Raw genomic sequence first — 20,571 nt, 5'->3', positions numbered from 1 at the left:
CCCCCCTTATATCTTATATAATGTAATACTATTAATCATCTATTATAAGCTATTAACAGAAGATTTTACAATAAAATTTATAACACCTTATAAACATTGTCAAAATAATCTAATCTATCTTGAATTATATCTTTATTAAGCTCAATAAATTAATGAACCGTCCCCTTATTTTTCTCCATATACAAACTTCTTAAATATCTACCTTGCCCATTTAAATCTTCTGGCTGCTGAACAAAGGACTTTTTTACTAGGTATTCATTAGTAGATCCAAAAATTTGATGCCATAGTTCATTAGCTATTTCTTTTATGTCTACTTTGTGTATTACTCCAGTTAAATCTGGAACATTAGTTTCAAAGTTTTCAAAAATCTCCTTTACTATTGGGAAAATATTTGAAAGAACAATATCCGATATTTCATTGATTATACATTTATCATTAGATTGAAATATTGGTATATTTATAGATATACTTTTATCTTCATCATTTATAGTTATATAGTTAACTTCATTAAGAAAATGTAATAAATTTTTATCTTTATTTGTAAGTTCATCATAATTAATAGAGTTATTATATGCATCATAAATTAACTCTCCACATCTTTTGGCAATCTCCTTATTCATATCATCTATAACTTTTATATAAGATAAATTTAAATCATAAAAAGGAGATACATTTTCAAGACCCTTTTGCACTAATCTAAAAAATCTATATATCTTTCCTCGCTCCATTTGAATCTCCAAAGCTATTAAAAGTAAAGCCATTAATTCTATAATTATTACTACTGCATAGTAGTTTATCACTGTGTTTTTCTACTATGCTACTACCTTCATAAGCCACTATAATATAATCTCTATTATTCTTTTGAAGTTTAGATGTGCAAAAAACTTTCCTAGATTCAAAAAAATCAAAGGCAGTTCCATCAAAAATTTCATCACAGATGATATGATATAATAATCTTTCATTGGTAAAAGTCTTATAATTTGTTAAGCATGATAGCTTTTCATAAAGTATATTCTTTAAAGATATTATTTTATCTCCAACTACTTCACCTATATTATTTAAATGCTTGTCCATACTTATTACATCTTTCTCTAAAAATGTTGGAAAATTTATTTTATATCCCTTTTCATCTTCATCTATAGAATTTATTAATTTAAGACTACTAATTACATCATCAAAATCATTTTCCTCAATGTTTAATTTTTTCATTATATCAAATTTACATATGGAAAATGGTCTATGACTTGCAATACTATATAATATTTCTGGAGCATATTCTTTGTTACATACACATGCTGGATTGAACTCATCATAAGTGCCGATGTCCCCAAAAAAATAAAAATTTAACCTTTTATTCTCCAATCTTCCCACTCTTTTCTAATATTTTTTAAATTGGAATCCTAAAATGTCTACTTCTTCGCTTTTATTTAGTCTCTTGTCATAATTCTTTCTAAGTTCAATCATATTTAAATGATCAAAACCACAATCTCTATAAAGCTTAATTGCAGCTATGTTTCTTGGAATTACACTAACAAACATAGCTGTTATTTTTTTCTCTTCCATAAGATTATCTAAAGCTGTCATAGCTTTTTTTCCTATACCTTGTCCTCTAAATTCTTCTGATATATATAAGTCTTCTAACCAAGCAGCATTTTGTCCACCAAATCTTATATAAAAAAATCCTACTGTTTCTTCATCTTTAAACACATTGTATATTGTTCCTGTTGCTTGCCATTCTTTAAGAGTTTCAATAGATTCCTCATCATCAGTCCAAAATTCCTTTGGTGCATTATTTAATTTTCTATGATAGTTCATAAGTTCCGTTATCATCTTTGCTGTATCTATAAATAATTCTTTTTGTAATTGTTTAATTGTTATATTCATTTTAAATTCTCCTTTTTTAAGTATCTAAGCTTTATACAAATAAAACTTAGATACTTATTTATTCCCTTTGGCTATTTTTCAAATCTCATAAGTCCTACTTTCTTTATAGAAACAGTTCTCAAATTTTTATAATTCCTAAAAATTTTAAGAACCGTCCCCTATTATTACAAGCTTAGAATCTTATATTTTTTAAATCTTTTAGAAGTTCATCTTCTATATAATCCTCAGTAAATACATAAAAGTCTGGAGAAGTAAATTTTGCTATACCTTCTTCCATGGTTATATGTCTTGATATTAAAGCAGTAGTATCATTTGTATTTATAGATCCAAGACATTTTGCTTCATCATGATTTAAATAAAGTTGAATTTTATCCTTTATATCATTACTTCCATATAGTATTGAAGAAGTAGTTGGAATATCCATATCTTCTACTCCTACTTTATACTTATCAAAGCCTCCTTTTATATTCTTTAACTTAAGCCAATTATTTTTAAGATTCTCATCAAAATTGAAGAATGTAAAGCTCTCAAAGGGTTCAAGACTCATAAAATTACCTGTATTTTGTACTATTTCCGCTGTATGACATAATACTGACACTCCAGGTAGCATTAAATAATATTGATTTATTACTACCCCCTTAAACTTCTCATGATTTTTTATATGAAGTTTTACTTTAATACCCTGCCATTTATTTTTGAGATTATCTTCAATAGTAACAAAATCTGCTTTAATATTTTCTTTTAATACTGATCTAAAACTTAAATCTTCTGGCATTGTTCCTATGCCTCCAAACCAAGGATTAAACCATGATTTTGGTACTGGTGTCGGGAATGAACTCTCAAGAAAATCATGATTATTGTATTTTAAAGAATATAATACGTGGCTAAAAGTCTCGCATGCTTTAATTTCCATAACACCATTATTCACAGAGTGAACTTTATGCCCCTGTTCTTCAACTATTTTTCATTCACAGAAAGCATCTTTAACTTTAAATACCATTTTATATTCTTCTGAATACATACTTTTAGAATCTGCCTCTAATTTCAAAATATCTCTATCAATATCATTTTTTAAAGAAGCTTCAAGTTTTGTTTTAAAGATTTTATCTTCTTCATTTATGCTTTTGCTGTATTTTTCAAAATTGTTATAGCCAGAAATTATTGAATATTCTCCGTCTAACCCATAGTTTTGATATTGCTTAACACTAACAGCAAACTTTTCTTCTACAAAAGGATTACCTTCGTTTATAATCATTTCAAAATTGTTATTAAAATGTAAATTCTCAGCATTACTTTCTTCTAGAGCAAAATTTCTAAAGTCTTTCCAATCTTTAAAGGTGTTCAATACCATAAACACAGGCTTTGTTACCTTTTTTTCACAAGCTTTCATCTTCCCAAGATTATGCTCAAAGGCAATCTTCCACCCATTTGATTTAATTTTCAAATCTTTATGCCAGCATATTCCTATGTTTTCTCCTGTGCCCCTAGCATATATCCAATTTTCTGTTAAATCATCAAGATTAAAATTTTCTGCCCACATAGCTCTTGGGTCTATAATTTGAACAAATTTATTTTTTATTGGCAAAATACCATTAGTTAATTTCATAAATAAATTGTTGCATAAGAAAATGTCACTAGCTATTTCAGCGTCTCCATCATTATATATCTCGTAATGATATTCTACTATTCCATTTTGAGAAAGCTTTAATATAGATTCTACTCTTATATTTTTAAAGATTTCAGATATATAGGTTATTTTTAAAACTATCTTATCTTTTTCTTCATAATGCTCTATATTATTAGGTCTTCCATTAGAAAATTCTTCAGAAAAAGGTCTTCCTAACATTGGATAGTATAAATTGAAAGCCAAATCATATGCTCCAAAAGCTTCTATTGATATACTATTTTCTTCATCTAATTTTAATGAATAAGGTCCATTTGCAATCATATAAAAGTCTTCTGTTTTGCCACCAAATCTTCCTTCTCTACCCTTAAAAGGAGCAACTAATGCTTTTGTAAACACCACCTCTTTTCCATCTGGAAATTTAGCCTTCACTTCAATCAATTCATTATAGAAATTAAAGTTATTTAATATATATTGAATTTTTAAAGACTTTTTCTCATTTGCCTTCATATTTATATTTATTTCTTTATTTATAAACTTAATAGACTCATTATCTCTAAGCTTAATTTCAAAGGTAACATCTTTTTGATAGTTATTTTTTATATCTAAATATAAAGATGAATTAACATTTTTATAGCATTCTCCTTTTGGAACTTTTAGAGATATATCTGCCGGATATTGCGAATCTATACCAATTCTAAATTCTACACTCTTTCCATTTATTAAAACTTCTGATATAACAGATGGATAAGTATTTAATGAGGCTACCTTTTCTTTAGGTTCCTCAACCACAAATTCCCCTTCAATAATTTCTCTATCTAAAACTTCAAATTCATCATTAAATGAATACTTTATATTTTTATCATCTAAGCCCTTAATTTTAATATTTAAAGGAGTTTTAGATTTATTTAAAACTTCATATTTAATCTTATACTTCTCTCCAAATATAAGCTTTTGTTCCTCCACATAAGTCTTAATTAAGTAATCTTCTACGTCAACTAATCTAATGCCTCGGCTTTTATTTTCAAATTGAACTTTTAATTCTTTTCCTTCTTTTTCCCAACTATACTCATAATAGGTGAATCCATCTTCTTCTATGCCATCTGGTTCCATATCTATAGTTCTCTCTAAATCTCTATACCAATTTACATTTTTAAAATATTCTTTAAATGCCTCTGTATTTAATACTTTTGGGATAAAATTCATCAAATGTGTGGTATCATCTCTCTTTTCTAAAAAAAATCCACATCTTTTATAAAGAGGAAGAGATTTTATATTTCCCGGCCATGTAAAAAGATCAACTCTTGGCCATCCTAGTTCTGTAGTCCTCTCTACACATTTGCATACCAGAGCTCTTCCAATACCCATCCCATGAAGATCATATCTTACATTTAAAAGTCTTATATAAAGGGTGTTATCATCATACTGATATTTAGAAAAACCGCAATATCCTACTACCTCTTCCCCCTTTAATGCTAAATAAGTATTTATATCTGTGATGCTTTCATGTTCTTTTAAAATACTCTCTTCTGTTTCTGTACCATTATTTCCGTTCCATCCTTCAGTACTTCTTCTCCACATATCTGCTATGGATTTTGCGTAAGAGTTATTATATTCTACTAATTTTATATCTTCCATATATAGCCCCCATTTTTACTAAATTTCTCTAATTAATTCTTCTACTTTCTTTTTAGCCTTTATATTATCAGGATCTAATTTCATTGATTCTTTATAGTTTTCTAAGGCAAGTTCTTTATCTCCATGAAGTAAATACATTTTAGCAAGATTATAGTAAAGATTTGATGATTCTGGAGATATTTCAGTGGAGATTTTCATAACTTCAATAGCTTTTTTTACTTTTCCCCGCTCCACTAATTCATAAGCAACAAATTTAAATTCATCCTCAATAAAATTATATTTATCAAATGAATTTTCTTTTATTAAGTAATATTCTTTTAATGCTGCTTCAAAATTATTATCAAACAATTTTTTTGCCATATGGTGTGCAAGAGATTGTTTTACATATTGAACTTCTTCTCCTAAAAGTATGTCTAAAATAGCCATGCAAATAAGCTTAAGTCCGATATAATCTGAATTAGTCATAATAACTACAGATATACCTCTTTCAGGTAAGATGATAAAATTGCTTCTAAATCCTGTATCTAATCCACTATGAGACCTCACTTTATTTCCTTTATATTCTCCTAAAAACCATGCTAATCCAACTTCTGAAGTGTATCCACCCCAACCTGTAGAACCATGATTATGCCAAAGTTCTGAATAACTATGTGGTTCTAATATCTTTTCTTCTCCAAAACATCCTCCATTCATATTAGCAATAGCATAGTTACACATTTCTGTTACATTTGAACATAGTGTAGAACTTGGTCCATGAGCACGATTATAAGGAAATACCTCACTTACTACTCCAGCATACCCATTTTCAACTCCAAGAATATGAGGTGTTGTAAGTAATTCTTTTGAAACATTAGGATTAAAAAAGTCACTTTCCTTCATTTGAAGAACTTCTAAAATATTTACTTTCATATATTCTTCAAAAGATACCCCTGAAACCTTTGCAATAACATCCCCTAGTATCTCAAAAGCAATATTACTATAAGCAAATTTTTCTCCTGGCTCCCACATTAATTCTTCATTTTTAATACTTTTAACATACTTCTCTAGAGCATCTTCATCATATTGAGGCTTATCCCATCCATAATCATCTACATCTGGCATGCCTGACATATGACTTAATAATTGCCTTATAGTTATATTCTTATATCTATCATCTTTAAGCTGAAAGTACGGCAGATATTCTGTTAAATGTGAATCCAATTTAATCTTGCCCTTTTCTACTAGCTGCATTATTCCTGTAGCCACAAAAGTTTTTGAAACTGATGCCATGTGAAAAAGTGAATTTTCATCAACTGGTTCTTTTGTATCAACATTCTTCACACCAAATCCTTTTGTGTAAAGAATCTCATTATCATAAACTACTCCTACTGCTAATCCTGGAATGGATTCTTTCTCTACATATTCATTTATTATCATATCTAAATTTTTTATCATTTTATTTTTAATATCCATACTATCTCTTCCTCTCTTTATCTATTGCCATCTAAGCATTGATATAAGGCATCTGAAAAAAAATAACAGGTCAAAGATGCGAAGTATATTTAGCATTATACAAGGAGATAGGTTTTCATGATAGTTTGGCTATCATGAAGTTCTAACGACGCAGTATGATGAAAAATAGACGAGCATACTGACTGGTTATTTTTTTGAAGATGCCTCGAGTCGTTGCTATTTCTATCAACTCAAACTTATTATAAAAGGACTCTTCTGATGATTTTGTTATTAAAACTGAATTTAATTTATCATTGCCATCACGTGCTGTTATTCCGATCTATTATAAATTTAAGAAGCTTTCCAATTTTTCTAGAATTTTTGTTCATATTCTCCTCCAAAACTCAAAATATTTATTAATAATATCTATTTATTTTTTATTGAATCATAAAAATTTCTTAATCATCCCCTTTCAAAAAAACTAAGGATGCAGATGAACACGCTATTCATCTACATCCTTTAAATTTCATATTACATATATCTACTATAATGTTAAAAGTACAATTTTTTCACCATAATTAAAACCTATAAGCTTTAAACCTATTCCCCTATGATGATGGTATAAGTATATAGTAAAAACACCACATACTATATACTTAAGTTTAACTTAATTTTATACTTTAAAATTTTATTACCAAGTATTAAAAATACTTACAAAGTAAACTTATTTACCTTTTATAAGATTAATAGCTATGGTAACTTACAATTGACATATATACTTAAACGTCTTTAAAATTAACTGGTCACTATTGTACAAAATATCTCACATCTTTGACTGGTTATTTATAGTAAACGCCTTATTTTAAAATAAAAAACTGTGTTATCAAAAATGAATACAGTTCTGTTTCAAATTATTAAATAAGCTAAAGTTAATAAATCATTATCCTCTAATATCTAAATTCTATAAAATTAGCTTTGTAATTCATAACATTTAGTATTAATCTAAGTGACAATTAACCCTTTATATAACTTATTTTAATATGAAATGAAAATTAAAGAATTGTAATTGATAAGACCATCTATATAATTAAAATCTTAAAATTCACATAAACAAACCTATTTTTTAAAAGGTTAAAAAATTCTTGCTATAATTTTATTACAGATTTTTATTTACTAGAATTATAACAACATACTCATCACTAATTCTCCTTTCATTTCCAATAATTATATTGTAATATATTATTTACCACAAATCAATGACTGACTTATAATTTTAAGAATTTTTTATTAATTTAAAAGTATTTATATAGACTTTATGTTATCAATCTTTATTATTTTTAACACTTATATGTATGTGTGTGCTAAATTATAATTATAAAAACCATACCTTCTAGAATTATACGTAATCTTTTATGTACTTACTTCATCAGTTACTCCACTATGTAAATTAACATCTTCTTTATTTTTTCTGATTTATTTTGTTAAGCAATAAGAGTTAATTTTCTTTACTCCATTTTACATGCTGTATCACCTAATTAATCTGCACATATAGATTTTAAAATAAATATCCACATTATTGATTTATTTTTATCAACAATGTGGATAAATGTTTAGATAACTAGTTAAAACTCAACTGTATGTACAATATTTTCTGGCGAACACTGTTCGCCCCTACATAGAATATATTTCACTTTAAATACATTCAAAATCATTGATATAATGCAATATTCTTATTTTATGACAGTAATTATAAATATGTAATTATTAGTTTTATCATCTTTATTTTTCTTTAAAAATGCCTTCTATAATTCCTATATATTATTGTAAAGTATTACATACAGGATAAGACTTTCTTTTCCATGTACGAGTACTTTCTATTTCTTCATCTGACAAATTAAAGAAATAATCTGAAGTTTCATTATACATATGTGTATATGTAGAATCCCAAGTAGCGTCTATGTGATAATTCTTACCGTTTATTTTAACTATGTTCCATGCATGTCCAAGTTTTTCCTTATCTGGTTCCTCTGCATCAATAATATCTCCAATAACAATCTTTGACTCTATATTAGCAGCTTTTAGAAGCCGATTCATAGCCTGAGCATATCCTTTGCACATACTAAGTCCATTAATTAACGCACTATATTCATCATTATTTTTATCCAATACCCCGGAATTAAAGGTATCCATATCATATTCACAATTATTGACTAGATAATCATATAAGGCCTTTTCTTTTTCATACTCTCCCATTTCATTAGTAATTGTATTTTTAACTATCTCATGAACTTTTTCATTTACCAATTTTTCTTTTCTCTTTAATTCCTCCACACTATCTACGTATCTAAAATCAATTTTTAAAAAAGTATTAAGTATATCATATTTGGTAATTGTATATCGTTTTACACTGGAATTAAGAGTCTCTAATTCGTTAGCTTTCAATATGTTGTTCATAGAATCAACATCATATGTTTCTTTATCAAAATCTTTAATCTTTATAATTATAGAGCTGTCATAATTATTTATAGATTGTTTTACTATATTACAATACTCACTATAATTTTCAGCTTCTACTGAAGTTTCCCCAGCGAGTTCAATAGTAGCATCAAGCACTCTAAATGTTTTAGCACCTATCAAGAAAAATAAAACAATAACTATAACTTCAAATAATTTCCCTAAAAATTTTTTCATCTTTAGTTCGTCTCCTTTAAATATATTTGTATAATTTTTATTTCAACTTTTATATTAAGCATATAAAAGAGAAAATATTACCATAATAAGCTATTATGTACAATCATAAAAACTTTACTTTAGGACATAAGAAACAAATCAAAATACATATAAAGTAAATTTTATTGTGTAATAATTAAGTACCATAAGATTTTAACACAAAATATCAAAAAGTTTAATAGAAATTTACTGCACAGATAAATATTTACAATATAAAGTTATTAAATTTCTCTTTCAGCTAACATATAAATTCTCAAAAACTACTAATAAAATTGTAGGTTAAAAATCATTAAAGAAATCAATTATTAAGAGTTGATTTCCATCATGATCGTCAATTGTTCATCATCAATTCTCAATTGTTTAACTGTTCCCCGAGGTGATTAATTAAGATATTTTTATAAATGTGTAAAATTTGGTTAATTTTTCGTGATTTATGTATTAAAATGTACTTATATTGAGTTATTTCAGGGGAGGTATTTTTATGAAAGCTTTTTATTTTTCTGATTTTAACAAGGTTGAATTGAGGGAAGTTGAAAAACCAACCATTGTAAATGATACTGATGTAATAGTCAAAGTATCCCTCACAGCTCTATGTGGAAGCGATGTTCATATAGTAAAGGGGGTTATCCCTTCAGAGCCAGGCTTTATTTTAGGACATGAATATGTTGGTATAATTGAACAAGTAGGAAGCTCTGTTAAGAACTTTAAGCCTAATGATAGAGTTATTGGTCCTCCTGCTCCATTTTGTAGAGTATGTGAAAATTGTTTAAAAGGCAATTTTTCTCATTGTGTAAAGGGTTCTTCTTTAAATGTTCATGGAAGTAAAAATCTTGATGGAGTACATGCAGAATATGTTAGAGTTCCATTTGCAGATATATGTTTAAAACATGTACCTGATAATATAGACGATGAAGAAGCTGTAATGGTTTTTGACATACTATCAACCTCTTATTCAGCTGTAAAAAGAACAAATATAAAACCTGGAGATAACGTTGTTATAATGGGAGCTGGTCCTATAGGGTTAAGTAGTATTTTAACTTCAAAACTATATAACCCAAATAAAATAATTTTAGTAGGTAGAAAAGACTTATTTAGAATGAATAAAGCAAAAGAAATAGGTGCTACTCATATAATAAATGCATCAAAAAGTGATGTTTTAAAGCAAGTATATGAACTTACAGAAGGTAAGGGAGCAGATGTAGTAATAGAAGCTTCTGGTTCAGAGATAGCTATTCAACAAGCTGTAGAATGTGCTGGAATTGGCGGTAGAGTTTCTCTTATTGGTATAGGAGCAGATATACTTTTTCCATTATCAGAAATTTTCTGTAAAAACCTTAATATAACCATGGGTCTTGGAGATTTAAATCTAGCTTCTGACATTTTAAGTTTAATAGCCTCTAAAAAGATAGATGTTAAGCCATTAATTACCCATAGAGTAAGCTTAGATGAAATAGATAGAGCTTATAATATTTTTGATAAAAGAACAGAAGATACTATAAAAATACTTATAAGACCTTAATATATACCTGTTGTGCTAGTTAAATTAGTTAGCACAACAGGCTAAATTACACTATATAACTATTTGATTTTAGAAAAAATAGTTTAAAATCACAATTTATAGAGAAATTTAAACAAAAATTGTTTAATTCATATATACATATATCTATTTTTTAACTTATACTATTAAAAGTTCTACTATACTTTTATTCTATATACTATTTTGAAAAAATATAGAGGAGATTTATAAGTATAGATATTTTAAATAAGGCAGTATTTTTAGATATGCAAGGTACTTTAGGTGGAACAGGGGTAGATGATATTAGAAGCTTTGATTTCTATCCTTTTTCAATTGAAGCTATAAAAAAACTAAATAAAAATGGTATTCTGGCGATTATTATAACAAATCAAAGTAATATATCAAGAGGATATCTTTCACAAGAATACTTTGATGATAAAATGAATTTTTTAAAGAAAAGATTAAAAGAAGAAGGAGCATATATTGATGGAGTTTATTGCTCTCCGCATACTCGAGAAGACAAGTGTAATTGTAAAAAAACATTAGCAGGATTAATTGATATGGCTGTTCAAGATTTTAACATTGATTTTAAAAATAGCTTTGTAGTAGGAGACATGGGAATATCCGATATTATTTTATCGAAGAAAATAGGAGTAAAAGGAGTTCTAGTATTGACAGGTGGTGGAAAAGGAAGCTTAACAGAATTTAGAGATACATGGATTAATTATGAGGCTGATTATATTGCTGAAAATGTTCTGAAAGCTGTCAATTGGATATTAAACTTTAAATAAATATATAATATGTACTTTAAAGATATAAATAGAAAAAGGAACGTTATAAACTTAGTGAAATGTTATATTAACTTCCACAAGTAATATACATTTATAGCTAATATGATATATTTTATCTTATCACTAAAAGTATAGATTAAAATAAAAAACGCTCCTTTATTTTTTGATATTATTATATGGTTTTTTATAATAAAGCCTATAAGATTTTAATTTATCTCTATATTACTTTTTTCTTTTAACATATTAATGATTTTCCTAGATAATTTATAGGATTCACCGGCTCCAAAAACCATAATTATATCTCCATTTTCAACTTCATTGATAATTTTATTGCATACATTATCATAGTCTTCTATATATTCTGCTATATCTGGATTTATTTCATTTACCAATGTTTCTACATTTATTGGTTCAATATTTTTATTTGCCTCTCTTCCTAAGAATGGTTTTAAAATAATAACTCTATCTGCTTTTTTTAATGCTTCTGCAAATTCGTGAAAAAATAACTTTATTCTTGAAATCTGATGCGGCTCAAAAATAGCAAAAACTTTTTTTCCTGGGTGGCTAACTTTAATTGATTCTAATGTTGATGCTACAGCTGTAGGATGATGAGCAAAATCATCATAAATTTTAACACCTTCTATATCTTCTATTAATTCTAATCTTCTTCCTATTCCCTTAAAATTTTTAAAAGAATCCTTTATTACATCTATATCAACATCTAACTCTAAAGCAGCAATTAATGTACCTAAAGAGTTTTCAATATTATGTTTTCCTATTAATCCTAATTGAAATTCATATTCTTTATCTCCATTTATAACTTTGTACTCTGAATATTCAGAAAGACTTCTACCTAGAACTGCTTTATATTCTATATCAAAAGGAAAATCGCAATTATTATTTATATAATATCCTATAACTTTTACTTGTTCTTCGTGAAGCCAATCTTTTAATTCATATAATATTTCTTTAAGGGCTGTACTTTCCTCATTAACAATTAAAATTTTGGGCATTTGAAGTTTTTTTATAAACTTCTTAAAAGAATCTTTAACTTCATCCAAATCCTTAAAAAATTCTGGATGATCCATTTCTACATTGTTTATTATAGCTATGGAAGAATTATAGTTAAGGAAATTGTTATTAAATTCATCCGCCTCGCAGATAAAATATTTTGACTCTCCTATCCTATATCCTCCACCCCACTTCTTAAAAGTTGTACCTGCTTCAACAATTGGATCCAACTCTGCATTTTCTAAAACAATTCCCATTAAAATTGTAGTTGTGGATTTACCATGAGTTCCTGCAATGGAAATAACAAACTTTTCATTTTGGATATATCTAGCTGAAAATTCTTGCCACGTCATTAAAATGCCTCTTTCTCTAGCTGCTATGATTTCTGGATGATTAGGTGAAATATCTAAAATAGCAGGTGAAATCGCCAAAACATCAATGCCTTCTATATGTTTTGAATCATGACCTTTTTTAACTTCTATATTATTTTCTATAAGAGTATTGCTATAGTATCCTTTTACATTTAAATCACATCCAGATACCTCAAATCCCATATTTTTAGCTATAATTGCTATAGGGGCAGCTCCACTTCCACATATACCCATAAAATGTACTTTAATTTTATCTTTCAATATGATTCACTCCTATTTTCCCTATCTTTTATTCTTGATTTAGTTAATGTTTTTTATATCATCTACCAAATTAATATCTGGTAAATCTTCAAGAGGTACATTACATATTTTAGTATAATCATTTCCAATTATTTTTTATTGTTGCATTGATTTAAGATATTCCATAATCTTTTTTGCTTCCTCTTTGCAATATTCAAATTTAAAATGTTCTGATAGCTTAGAAGCAATCTCATGGAAAAATTTACACATTTCAAACAACTTTGCCCAGATATCATCATATGTGCTATTAGGAAATAAATTTGTAAATCTGTCCATCTCTTCATCACTAAGATATCTCTTAAAATATTTGTAGCATTTTCCTGTAGAAACTGAAAAATCGTATTCAATTCCAACTTTCCAATTAAGCATCCTTAAAAACATATCCATTTCATAACGTTCCATAAATGACTTAACAAACATCAATTCTTCTCTACATAATCCCTTTGCAACATTTATACTTAACCACCAAAATTCATTGCAGCAATCTCTAAACTCTTCTGCTGTAGGTTTTTGAATATAATAGTAATCGCCTACTTCAATAGCATCTAATCCATCTATTCCATCCTTATCAAGTAATATAATTCTAGGTTCTTTATCATATATTTTTCCCTGAATATTTTCAATATCTACAAGAGTTAAATCAATTCTGTTCCCATCTTTAAATTGCATTAAATATACAAAATCTTGGTTACTGCTATAATCATATGGATGACTGTACCAATCATTTGGCTTTTGCGTGATTAATCTATCTCCAAAACATCCTAACCATTGCTCACTGCTTGTAAAAGACTGAATATCTTTCACTATATAAATAATATCAAAATCTGAATACTTATCATGTGTCGCATTAGGATCTACCCTTGAACCAGATAAATATACAGCACGAATTCTATCGTCATCCTTTGCTATATTCAATATCAAATTCATCATTTCTTGTTCACTTCGCATATTTATTGTTCCCTTCTTATCATATCTAGTGCACAATATATTAGTCCCTTGTAATAATTACAATTTGATGCACATCTTAAGAAAAATCTAAAACATTATCTATCTATGTCCTTCTAATTTAGCCTTAGTATATCCCATATATGTCATTGTTGAACTATCAGATATTTGAGGCATTTCAAATCCGCATTTTTTATAGAAGTCATAATTTTCTGGAGTTGTATGCGCCCACCAATTTCCATGGGGTAACTTTTCTAAACACAGGTCCACAAGTTTTTTACCTATGCCTTTTCCTCGATACTCTTCTTTCACAGCTAGGTCTTGGATTGTTGCAGTCATAATTCTATCTGACACAACCCTTACCATAGCTATCATATCTTCCTTATCCCAGACAGTGAAAACCCATGATGAATTTTTGAAGCAGATTTCGTACTTTTCATCTTGCCATGATGGTTGACTTGCAGACACCCAACCAACCTCATTGTACATTTTTTTAATCGTATCCCCCTTAAGTCCATCTGCTCCTTCTCTAATAATCAATCCCTTATAATATTGATACATAAAATATCCCCCTAAAATTAATTTGGATGTAATTTCCTACAATTGCCCACTTTATATCTTTTTATATTCTGTTTATCTCTAAGTTCTTCAATTCTTTTCTCAGCTTCCTCATTATAAAAGTCTATAATCTTTTCTTTGCAATTTCCCATAAAATTGTATTTATCAATTTCATTCCTAGTTACCCATTTAACTTGCTCTATCTCTCCATTTGCTTCTACTTCACCAATAAGTTTACCTGTATACACAATTAAAACATAACGATTATCTGAATTAATAATATAGACCTTAAATAATTCTAAATCTCTAATGCTGCAATTTAATTCTTCTTTAACCTCTCTTCTAATACATTCTTCTGGACTTTCTTCATTTTCTAAAGTTCCACCTACTGTTTCCCAAAATAACGGAAATTTATGTTTTGTTTTACTTCTTTGTGAAATCAAAACTTTTTTATTATTATCATATATTATTGCTGAGCATCCAATAACAGTTTCCATAATTCCTCCACAAAATTTAAATTTCGATTTGTTATAATTTTTTACTTATTTAGGCACAATTCAAGATGGATTTTTTTACTGTTATTTTTAAATAATTATTACTAGATTCATTTAACTTTTCAATTAAAGCTAAAAATAAATTGAGACTCATTCTAAAATGAGTCTTAAAAATCAATTGTAAAACTCTCTACTTTTCTACTGTGTAAATTAATTGTGGAATTATGCGTCCTTTTTTTAGAAGAGACTCTACTTCTCCACATGGTATTGCTCCCATTTTTACATAAAACTCTTTAGCCTGTTGACTTGTTACTATGTCAAAGTCTTTAATACCAAGATTCTTGCAATCGCTAACTAGATAATTCCATAGCAATTTTCCATATCCTTTACCTATGTATTTAGGTTCAATAAAAAAATACTCTAAAGAAGCCTCATTATCTTTGCATATTAAACCATAAAATCCAATGATACTGTTATCTTCTTCTATAAGAGCAGTGGAATTATTTTTTATAAATTCTTTACTTACATTGTAAATGGACTTAAACTTATCCATATAATCAGAATCATATCCCCAATAGGCCTCGGATTTAATAGCTATATCAGTTAAATTTTCATATTCCTCTACCTTAGCATGTCTGATGTTAACCATAATGTTAAAATCCCCTTCATAAAATTTAAACCATAATAAATTACAAATTTTAATTACATATATTTTACCATATCTTCTCTCTTACTTACATTTATTCTCTATAATTCTTAGCTTGAGCCATATATAATTTATGGTACAATCCCTCACTCATCTCCATCAAATTTGAATGTTTGATAGGTAAATTTCAAACTAAGTTGATTCTGACAAAACTTTTACATGCCTGATATAGTAATATAATATTGGAAGGATGGATTAACATGGATTATCTGAATACTATATTTAAAGCGACAGAGTTTATACACAGAAACTATGACGAAAATATCTTAGTTTCTGATATAGCTGAATATATATATCTTTCACCATCTTACTTTTCAATGGTATTTAGAATTATTACAGGTTACACCGTGAAAGAATATGTTAATCAATACCGTTTATACCAAGCAGCAAAAGCACTTAAAGAAACTGATAAGAGAATCATTTCTATAGCCTTTGAATCAGGCTTTTCTTCTCAGCAATCGCTTACTAAGAAATTTGTACGTCAATACAAAATTCCACCGGCACATTTCAGAAAAATAAATCCACCTATTGATCCTTTTCCTCCAGAAAATTTATTTATGGAAAGAGGTATAATTATGGATTTAAAACAATGCTTCGAAAATGTAAAGTTTGTCACAAAAGAAAGCTTCCTAGTAGTGGGAATTGAAGCTGATATTGACTACAATATAGGTACTGACAATATAGGAGATTTATATGACCAATGGAATAATGAAAATTTGGTAGAATTAATTCCTGATCAAGTAAATCACCCAGTAGTATATGGTATGACTCATGAATCAAGAGGAAATGATACGGCCAAGTATATGGTTGGCGTGGAAGTTTCTACACTTGACAACTTGCCTTCTGGTTTGATTGCCCGTAGATTTGACACCTGTGAATACGCAGTATTTGATACTATCCTCGCTATGGAAACTAGCGGAGAATTTTGGAAATATTTTTACAAGACATGGCTACGTGAGCAAGGTCTGGAACAACCTCAAACAATTTATACCAAGAACAAATATGTTTACTCAAAACTTCCTAGTTTTGAGGTATACGATGCTAATTTTAAAGACGAATCATTCATGATTAAGATTTACGCACCTATTCTAAGAAAATAAAAGATTTTCATAAGAACCTTCTAGCTTAGAAGATTCTTTTATTTACTTTAAACCTGCAACCCCATATATTAATGCATTATAGAGATACAATGCGGAAACTTAATATATACTCTGGAGAATAAATTTTATATAAAAACAGATTAACCTCTTAGAGATTAAGGGTTAACAATTAAAAATGAAAAATTTAGGATGAAATTCATTTTAAAAAACTCCAAAGGCTTTGCTGGTGAAGTTTTAACCATGATTCTTCATTTTTCATTCATAGAAAATAATTTTTGTTATGGAAATTAAAATTATGCATAAGTTAATTTTTCATTAAGGAACCCTATAATATACTTTAAATTCTACATCTTAGTTTAAAAAAGTAGACTTAGAATAAAAGTTATTCTAAGTCTACTTTTTTATCTATAATATCTTATTCAACTGTTACTGATTTTGCAAGGTTTCTTGGTTTATCAACGTCGCAGCCTTTTTCTATTGCCATGTAGTATGAGAATAGTTGTAGTGGAATTACTGTGATTACTGGTGCTAGTAAATCCATTACTTTTGGTATATAGATTGCTGAGTTAACTGTTTTTTGTACTTCACAGTGTCCCTCTTGTGCTATCATATATACTTTAGCGCCTCTTGATACAACCTCTTGAACGTTGCTCACTATTTTATCATATAACTCTTCTTGAGTTGCTAATGCTATTACTATGGTTCCATCTTCAATTAATGCTATTGGACCATGTTTTAATTCTCCAGCAGCATATGCCTCTGAGTGAATATAAGATATTTCTTTAAGCTTTAATGAACCTTCCATTGCTACTGCATAGTCAAGTCCTCTTCCTAAGAAGAACATATCCTTTTGCATAGATGTTTTTGAAGTCATTTTTTGTATTACTTCTTTACATTCTAATGCTTTTTCTGCTTTTCCTGGAAGTTCTAGCATTGCAGCTTTAATTTCTTCTATTTCCTCATTTGATAGAGTTTCTTTGTTTTGTGCAAAGAATAATCCAATTATATACATTGCTATAAGCTGAGTTACATAAGCCTTTGTTGATGCAACTGCTATTTCTGGTCCTGCCCAAGTATATAGAACGTCATCCGCCTCTCTTGAAGCTGAACTTCCTACAACATTTGTAACAGCTATAACTCTTGCACCTTTAGATTTAGCAAGTCTTAATGCTGACATAGTGTCTGCTGTTTCTCCTGATTGGCTTATAACTATCATTAATGAATTTTCATCTAAAATTGGATCTCTATATTTAAATTCAGATGCTATATCAAGCTCAACTGGTATTCTAGCAAGCTTTTCTATAACATATTTTCCAACTACTCCAGCATGATAGGCTGTTCCACAAGCAACTATATAAATTTTATTAAGTTTATTTATTTGCTCTTTAGTTATATGAATATCATCAAGCTTTATAGGTTGTCCTAAAACTATTCTTGATGTCATTGTATCTTTTATTGCTTTTGGTTGTTCATGTATCTCTTTTATCATAAAATGCTCATATCCGCCTTTTTCAGCAGCATCTGCATCCCAAGTTACATGATAAACTTCTTTATTTACAACTTCTTCATCTTCATTTATTATTTTAACACCATCTTTAGTTATAATAACAAACTCTTTATCTTCTAATAAATAAATGTCTCTAGTTTGATTTAAAACTGCTGGTATATCTGAAGCTATAAAAGTCTCATCTTTTCCAAGACCAACTATAAGTGGGCTATCTTTTCTTACAGCCACCATCTTATCTGGTTCATGAGTTGTAACAACTCCTATTGCATAAGCCCCTTCCATTTTGGAAACTGCTTTCATTACAGCTTTAATCAAATCTCCATCGTAGTAATAATCTATAAGCTGAGGTATTACTTCTGTATCTGTTTCGGATGTGAATTCATATCCTTTTGATATTAACCACTCTCTAATACTGATATAATTTTCTATAATTCCGTTGTGAACAACACTTATAGTTTTCTTTCCATTTGAATGTGGATGTGAGTTAACATCTGATGGCTGTCCATGAGTTGCCCATCTTGTATGTCCTATTCCTATTGTTCCATGAAGAGGACTCTCCTTTAACTTTTCCTCAAGACAAGAAAGTCTTCCCTTGCATTTTGCTATTTCAAGATTATCTTCTTTTAAAATAGCAACTCCTGCTGAATCATAACCTCTGTACTCCAGTTTACTTAAACCTTCAACTAATAATGGTGACGCTTCTCTTTTTCCGAAATAACCTACTATTCCGCACATAAAATCTTCTTCCTTCCATATTAAAATATTTTACACAAAGATAAGCAAAGGCCATTTGTCACAATATTCAATAAATACCATAAACATAGAACCATTTCCTTATATTGCATAATAAGGTTTTAACACCAGATTGATTTGTAACAGAAATTACTCTCTGCTTTTGTCAATCGTTAACGGTAGTGCGATACCGTGGGGCACCCGCCGAAGATTCGATACTCCCCATCCTCGTCAACTTACAAACTCTTTAGTAATGGCTTTCTTGAAAGCTTTACTAATAAAAACTCTATAAGTTCTGGCGCTTTAAAAATTTAAGATTTAAACTAATTAAATCTCAGTTTATTATATTCAAGTAATTTAAAATGGTCAATGTTAATTTATGCCAACAAATATTCACCTCCTAAAAATAACGTTATCATATCATTATATTTACCAAAACAAATAAGAATTCGTTTAAGATTAGGGATTATACAATTGAGAATTGACGATTGAGAATGGACAATTGCTGATACTTCTCCTTTAGGGAGAAGTCTTGAATTAATTTCTCTTCAAGTTACACAGTAACTTCTTACAATAAAAAAACTAGCAACTTCATGCTAGTAAAAATTCAATTCCATATTAATTATCTAACTGTAGCGGCGAACAGTGTTTGTCATAATATTAATCTATCTTAAATTATGATGTATAAACAAAAGAAGACTGGCGAACACTGTTCGCCCCTACAAAAATTTCTTTCAAATTACGTAGTAACTTCTTATAAAAAAGAGGCCGTTTTAGAATCAACTTAAAAAGTTAGCTCTAAAACAGCCTTTATTCACTTTATTTCTCATTATTGCTAATGTACCTGAAAAAGTATTAAATAATATAACTTTTTTATTATCTAGATTATCTATTTATATATTATATTTAGATTTTTTATATTTCATTCTAATCCCCCATTTCATATTTAGTTAGATGGAGTATGTCTCGTACACTCATATCCCCAATTAAACTTTCCTTTTTTAGCACATTGAATCTCGTCATACGTCTTACCTGTATCATCAGCTGTAACACAGTTACAATTACAATTGCAATCACATGTACACATTTCCCCGAATGTTCCTGATGAATTACCAAATCCTTTTACTATAATTTCCATTGCTAAGTCCCCCTTAAATTTTTTTATACCATGATACAAATCTATATTAAACTATATAAACAGTAAAAATAATTGATATTTTGTGAATATTATTT

Annotated in this window: 17 protein-coding genes; 3 read left to right on the top strand and 14 right to left on the bottom strand. The window is 28.3% G+C overall.

The genetic code is table 11. The features are described from left to right. Positions 1–149 precede the first annotated feature (149 nt). The 7 genes from ACY1IQ_RS13775 to ACY1IQ_RS13745 form a co-directional block, all read right to left on the bottom strand. Positions 150–728 (bottom strand): hypothetical protein, encoded by a 579-nt coding sequence (locus ACY1IQ_RS13775; RefSeq protein ID WP_461614482.1) that lies wholly within the window; start codon positions 726–728, stop codon positions 150–152. Continuing rightward, on the bottom strand, positions 706–1,362 hold the full coding sequence (locus ACY1IQ_RS13770; protein WP_461614481.1) for a hypothetical protein: 657 nt from the start codon (positions 1,360–1,362) through the stop codon (positions 706–708). Before ACY1IQ_RS13770 ends, ACY1IQ_RS13775 begins: the two co-directional genes overlap by 23 nt. A gap of 15 nt (positions 1,363–1,377) precedes the next feature. Further along, positions 1,378–1,884, bottom strand: a complete 507-nt coding sequence (locus ACY1IQ_RS13765; RefSeq protein ID WP_039636032.1) for a GNAT family N-acetyltransferase — start codon at positions 1,882–1,884, stop codon at positions 1,378–1,380. A gap of 172 nt (positions 1,885–2,056) precedes the next feature. Further along, on the bottom strand, positions 2,057–2,812 hold the full coding sequence (locus ACY1IQ_RS13760) for a hypothetical protein (protein WP_461614480.1): 756 nt from the start codon (positions 2,810–2,812) through the stop codon (positions 2,057–2,059). A 36-nt stretch (positions 2,813–2,848) separates the two neighbouring features. Continuing rightward, positions 2,849–5,146, bottom strand: a complete 2,298-nt coding sequence (locus ACY1IQ_RS13755) for a GNAT family N-acetyltransferase (RefSeq protein WP_461614479.1) — start codon at positions 5,144–5,146, stop codon at positions 2,849–2,851. Between the two features lie 18 nt (positions 5,147–5,164). Then, positions 5,165–6,598: a serine hydrolase gene (locus tag ACY1IQ_RS13750; RefSeq protein WP_461614478.1), complete on the bottom strand. Its 1,434-nt coding sequence runs from the start codon at positions 6,596–6,598 to the stop codon at positions 5,165–5,167. Positions 6,599–8,395: 1,797 nt separating this feature from the next. Further along, positions 8,396–9,268, bottom strand: coding sequence for a transglutaminase domain-containing protein (locus tag ACY1IQ_RS13745; protein ID WP_461614477.1), 873 nt, complete (start codon positions 9,266–9,268; stop codon positions 8,396–8,398). 520 nt (positions 9,269–9,788) lie between these two features. Between ACY1IQ_RS13745 and ACY1IQ_RS13740 the strand changes: the two genes are divergently transcribed. Together ACY1IQ_RS13740 and ACY1IQ_RS13735 are read left to right on the top strand one after the other, a co-directional pair. After that, positions 9,789–10,826, top strand: a complete 1,038-nt coding sequence (locus tag ACY1IQ_RS13740) for a zinc-dependent alcohol dehydrogenase (RefSeq protein ID WP_461614476.1) — start codon at positions 9,789–9,791, stop codon at positions 10,824–10,826. 224 nt (positions 10,827–11,050) lie between these two features. Beyond that, entirely contained in the window at positions 11,051–11,614 is a 564-nt protein-coding gene (locus tag ACY1IQ_RS13735; protein ID WP_461614530.1) for a D-glycero-alpha-D-manno-heptose-1,7-bisphosphate 7-phosphatase, read from the top strand. Positions 11,615–11,820: 206 nt separating this feature from the next. Here the strand turns inward: ACY1IQ_RS13735 and murC are convergent, their stop codons facing one another. The 5 genes from murC to ACY1IQ_RS13710 form a co-directional block, all read right to left on the bottom strand. Beyond that, positions 11,821–13,257, bottom strand: a complete 1,437-nt coding sequence (gene murC / locus ACY1IQ_RS13730; RefSeq protein WP_461614475.1) for a UDP-N-acetylmuramate--L-alanine ligase — start codon at positions 13,255–13,257, stop codon at positions 11,821–11,823. Between the two features lie 135 nt (positions 13,258–13,392). Beyond that, entirely contained in the window at positions 13,393–14,244 is an 852-nt protein-coding gene (locus ACY1IQ_RS13725) for an aminoglycoside 6-adenylyltransferase (protein WP_461614474.1), read from the bottom strand. A 99-nt stretch (positions 14,245–14,343) separates the two neighbouring features. Next, a complete protein-coding gene (locus tag ACY1IQ_RS13720) occupies positions 14,344–14,802 on the bottom strand; it encodes a GNAT family N-acetyltransferase (RefSeq protein ID WP_461614473.1) in 459 nt (152 codons plus the stop codon). 17 nt (positions 14,803–14,819) lie between these two features. Next, positions 14,820–15,296, bottom strand: a complete 477-nt coding sequence (locus ACY1IQ_RS13715) for an NUDIX hydrolase (protein ID WP_461614472.1) — start codon at positions 15,294–15,296, stop codon at positions 14,820–14,822. A 187-nt stretch (positions 15,297–15,483) separates the two neighbouring features. Next, positions 15,484–15,942 carry a GNAT family N-acetyltransferase gene (locus tag ACY1IQ_RS13710; RefSeq protein WP_461614471.1) on the bottom strand — a complete coding sequence of 153 codons (459 nt, stop codon included), beginning with the start codon at positions 15,940–15,942 and terminating at the stop codon, positions 15,484–15,486. Between the two features lie 257 nt (positions 15,943–16,199). Here ACY1IQ_RS13710 and ACY1IQ_RS13705 point away from each other — a divergent pair, with 257 nt between their 5' ends. Next, positions 16,200–17,099, top strand: coding sequence for an AraC family transcriptional regulator (locus ACY1IQ_RS13705; protein ID WP_461614470.1), 900 nt, complete (start codon positions 16,200–16,202; stop codon positions 17,097–17,099). 415 nt (positions 17,100–17,514) lie between these two features. On the opposite strand, the gene glmS is transcribed toward ACY1IQ_RS13705, so the two are convergent. Continuing rightward, positions 17,515–19,341, bottom strand: a complete 1,827-nt coding sequence (glmS, locus tag ACY1IQ_RS13700) for a glutamine--fructose-6-phosphate transaminase (isomerizing) (RefSeq protein ID WP_461614469.1) — start codon at positions 19,339–19,341, stop codon at positions 17,515–17,517. 943 nt (positions 19,342–20,284) lie between these two features. Then, a complete protein-coding gene (locus tag ACY1IQ_RS13695; protein ID WP_461614468.1) occupies positions 20,285–20,476 on the bottom strand; it encodes a hypothetical protein in 192 nt (63 codons plus the stop codon). Positions 20,477–20,571: the final 95 nt, after the last annotated feature.

This window comes from Clostridium sp. Marseille-QA1073, assembly GCF_054863625.1.
This window is presented reverse-complemented; position numbering and strand designations above follow the sequence as displayed.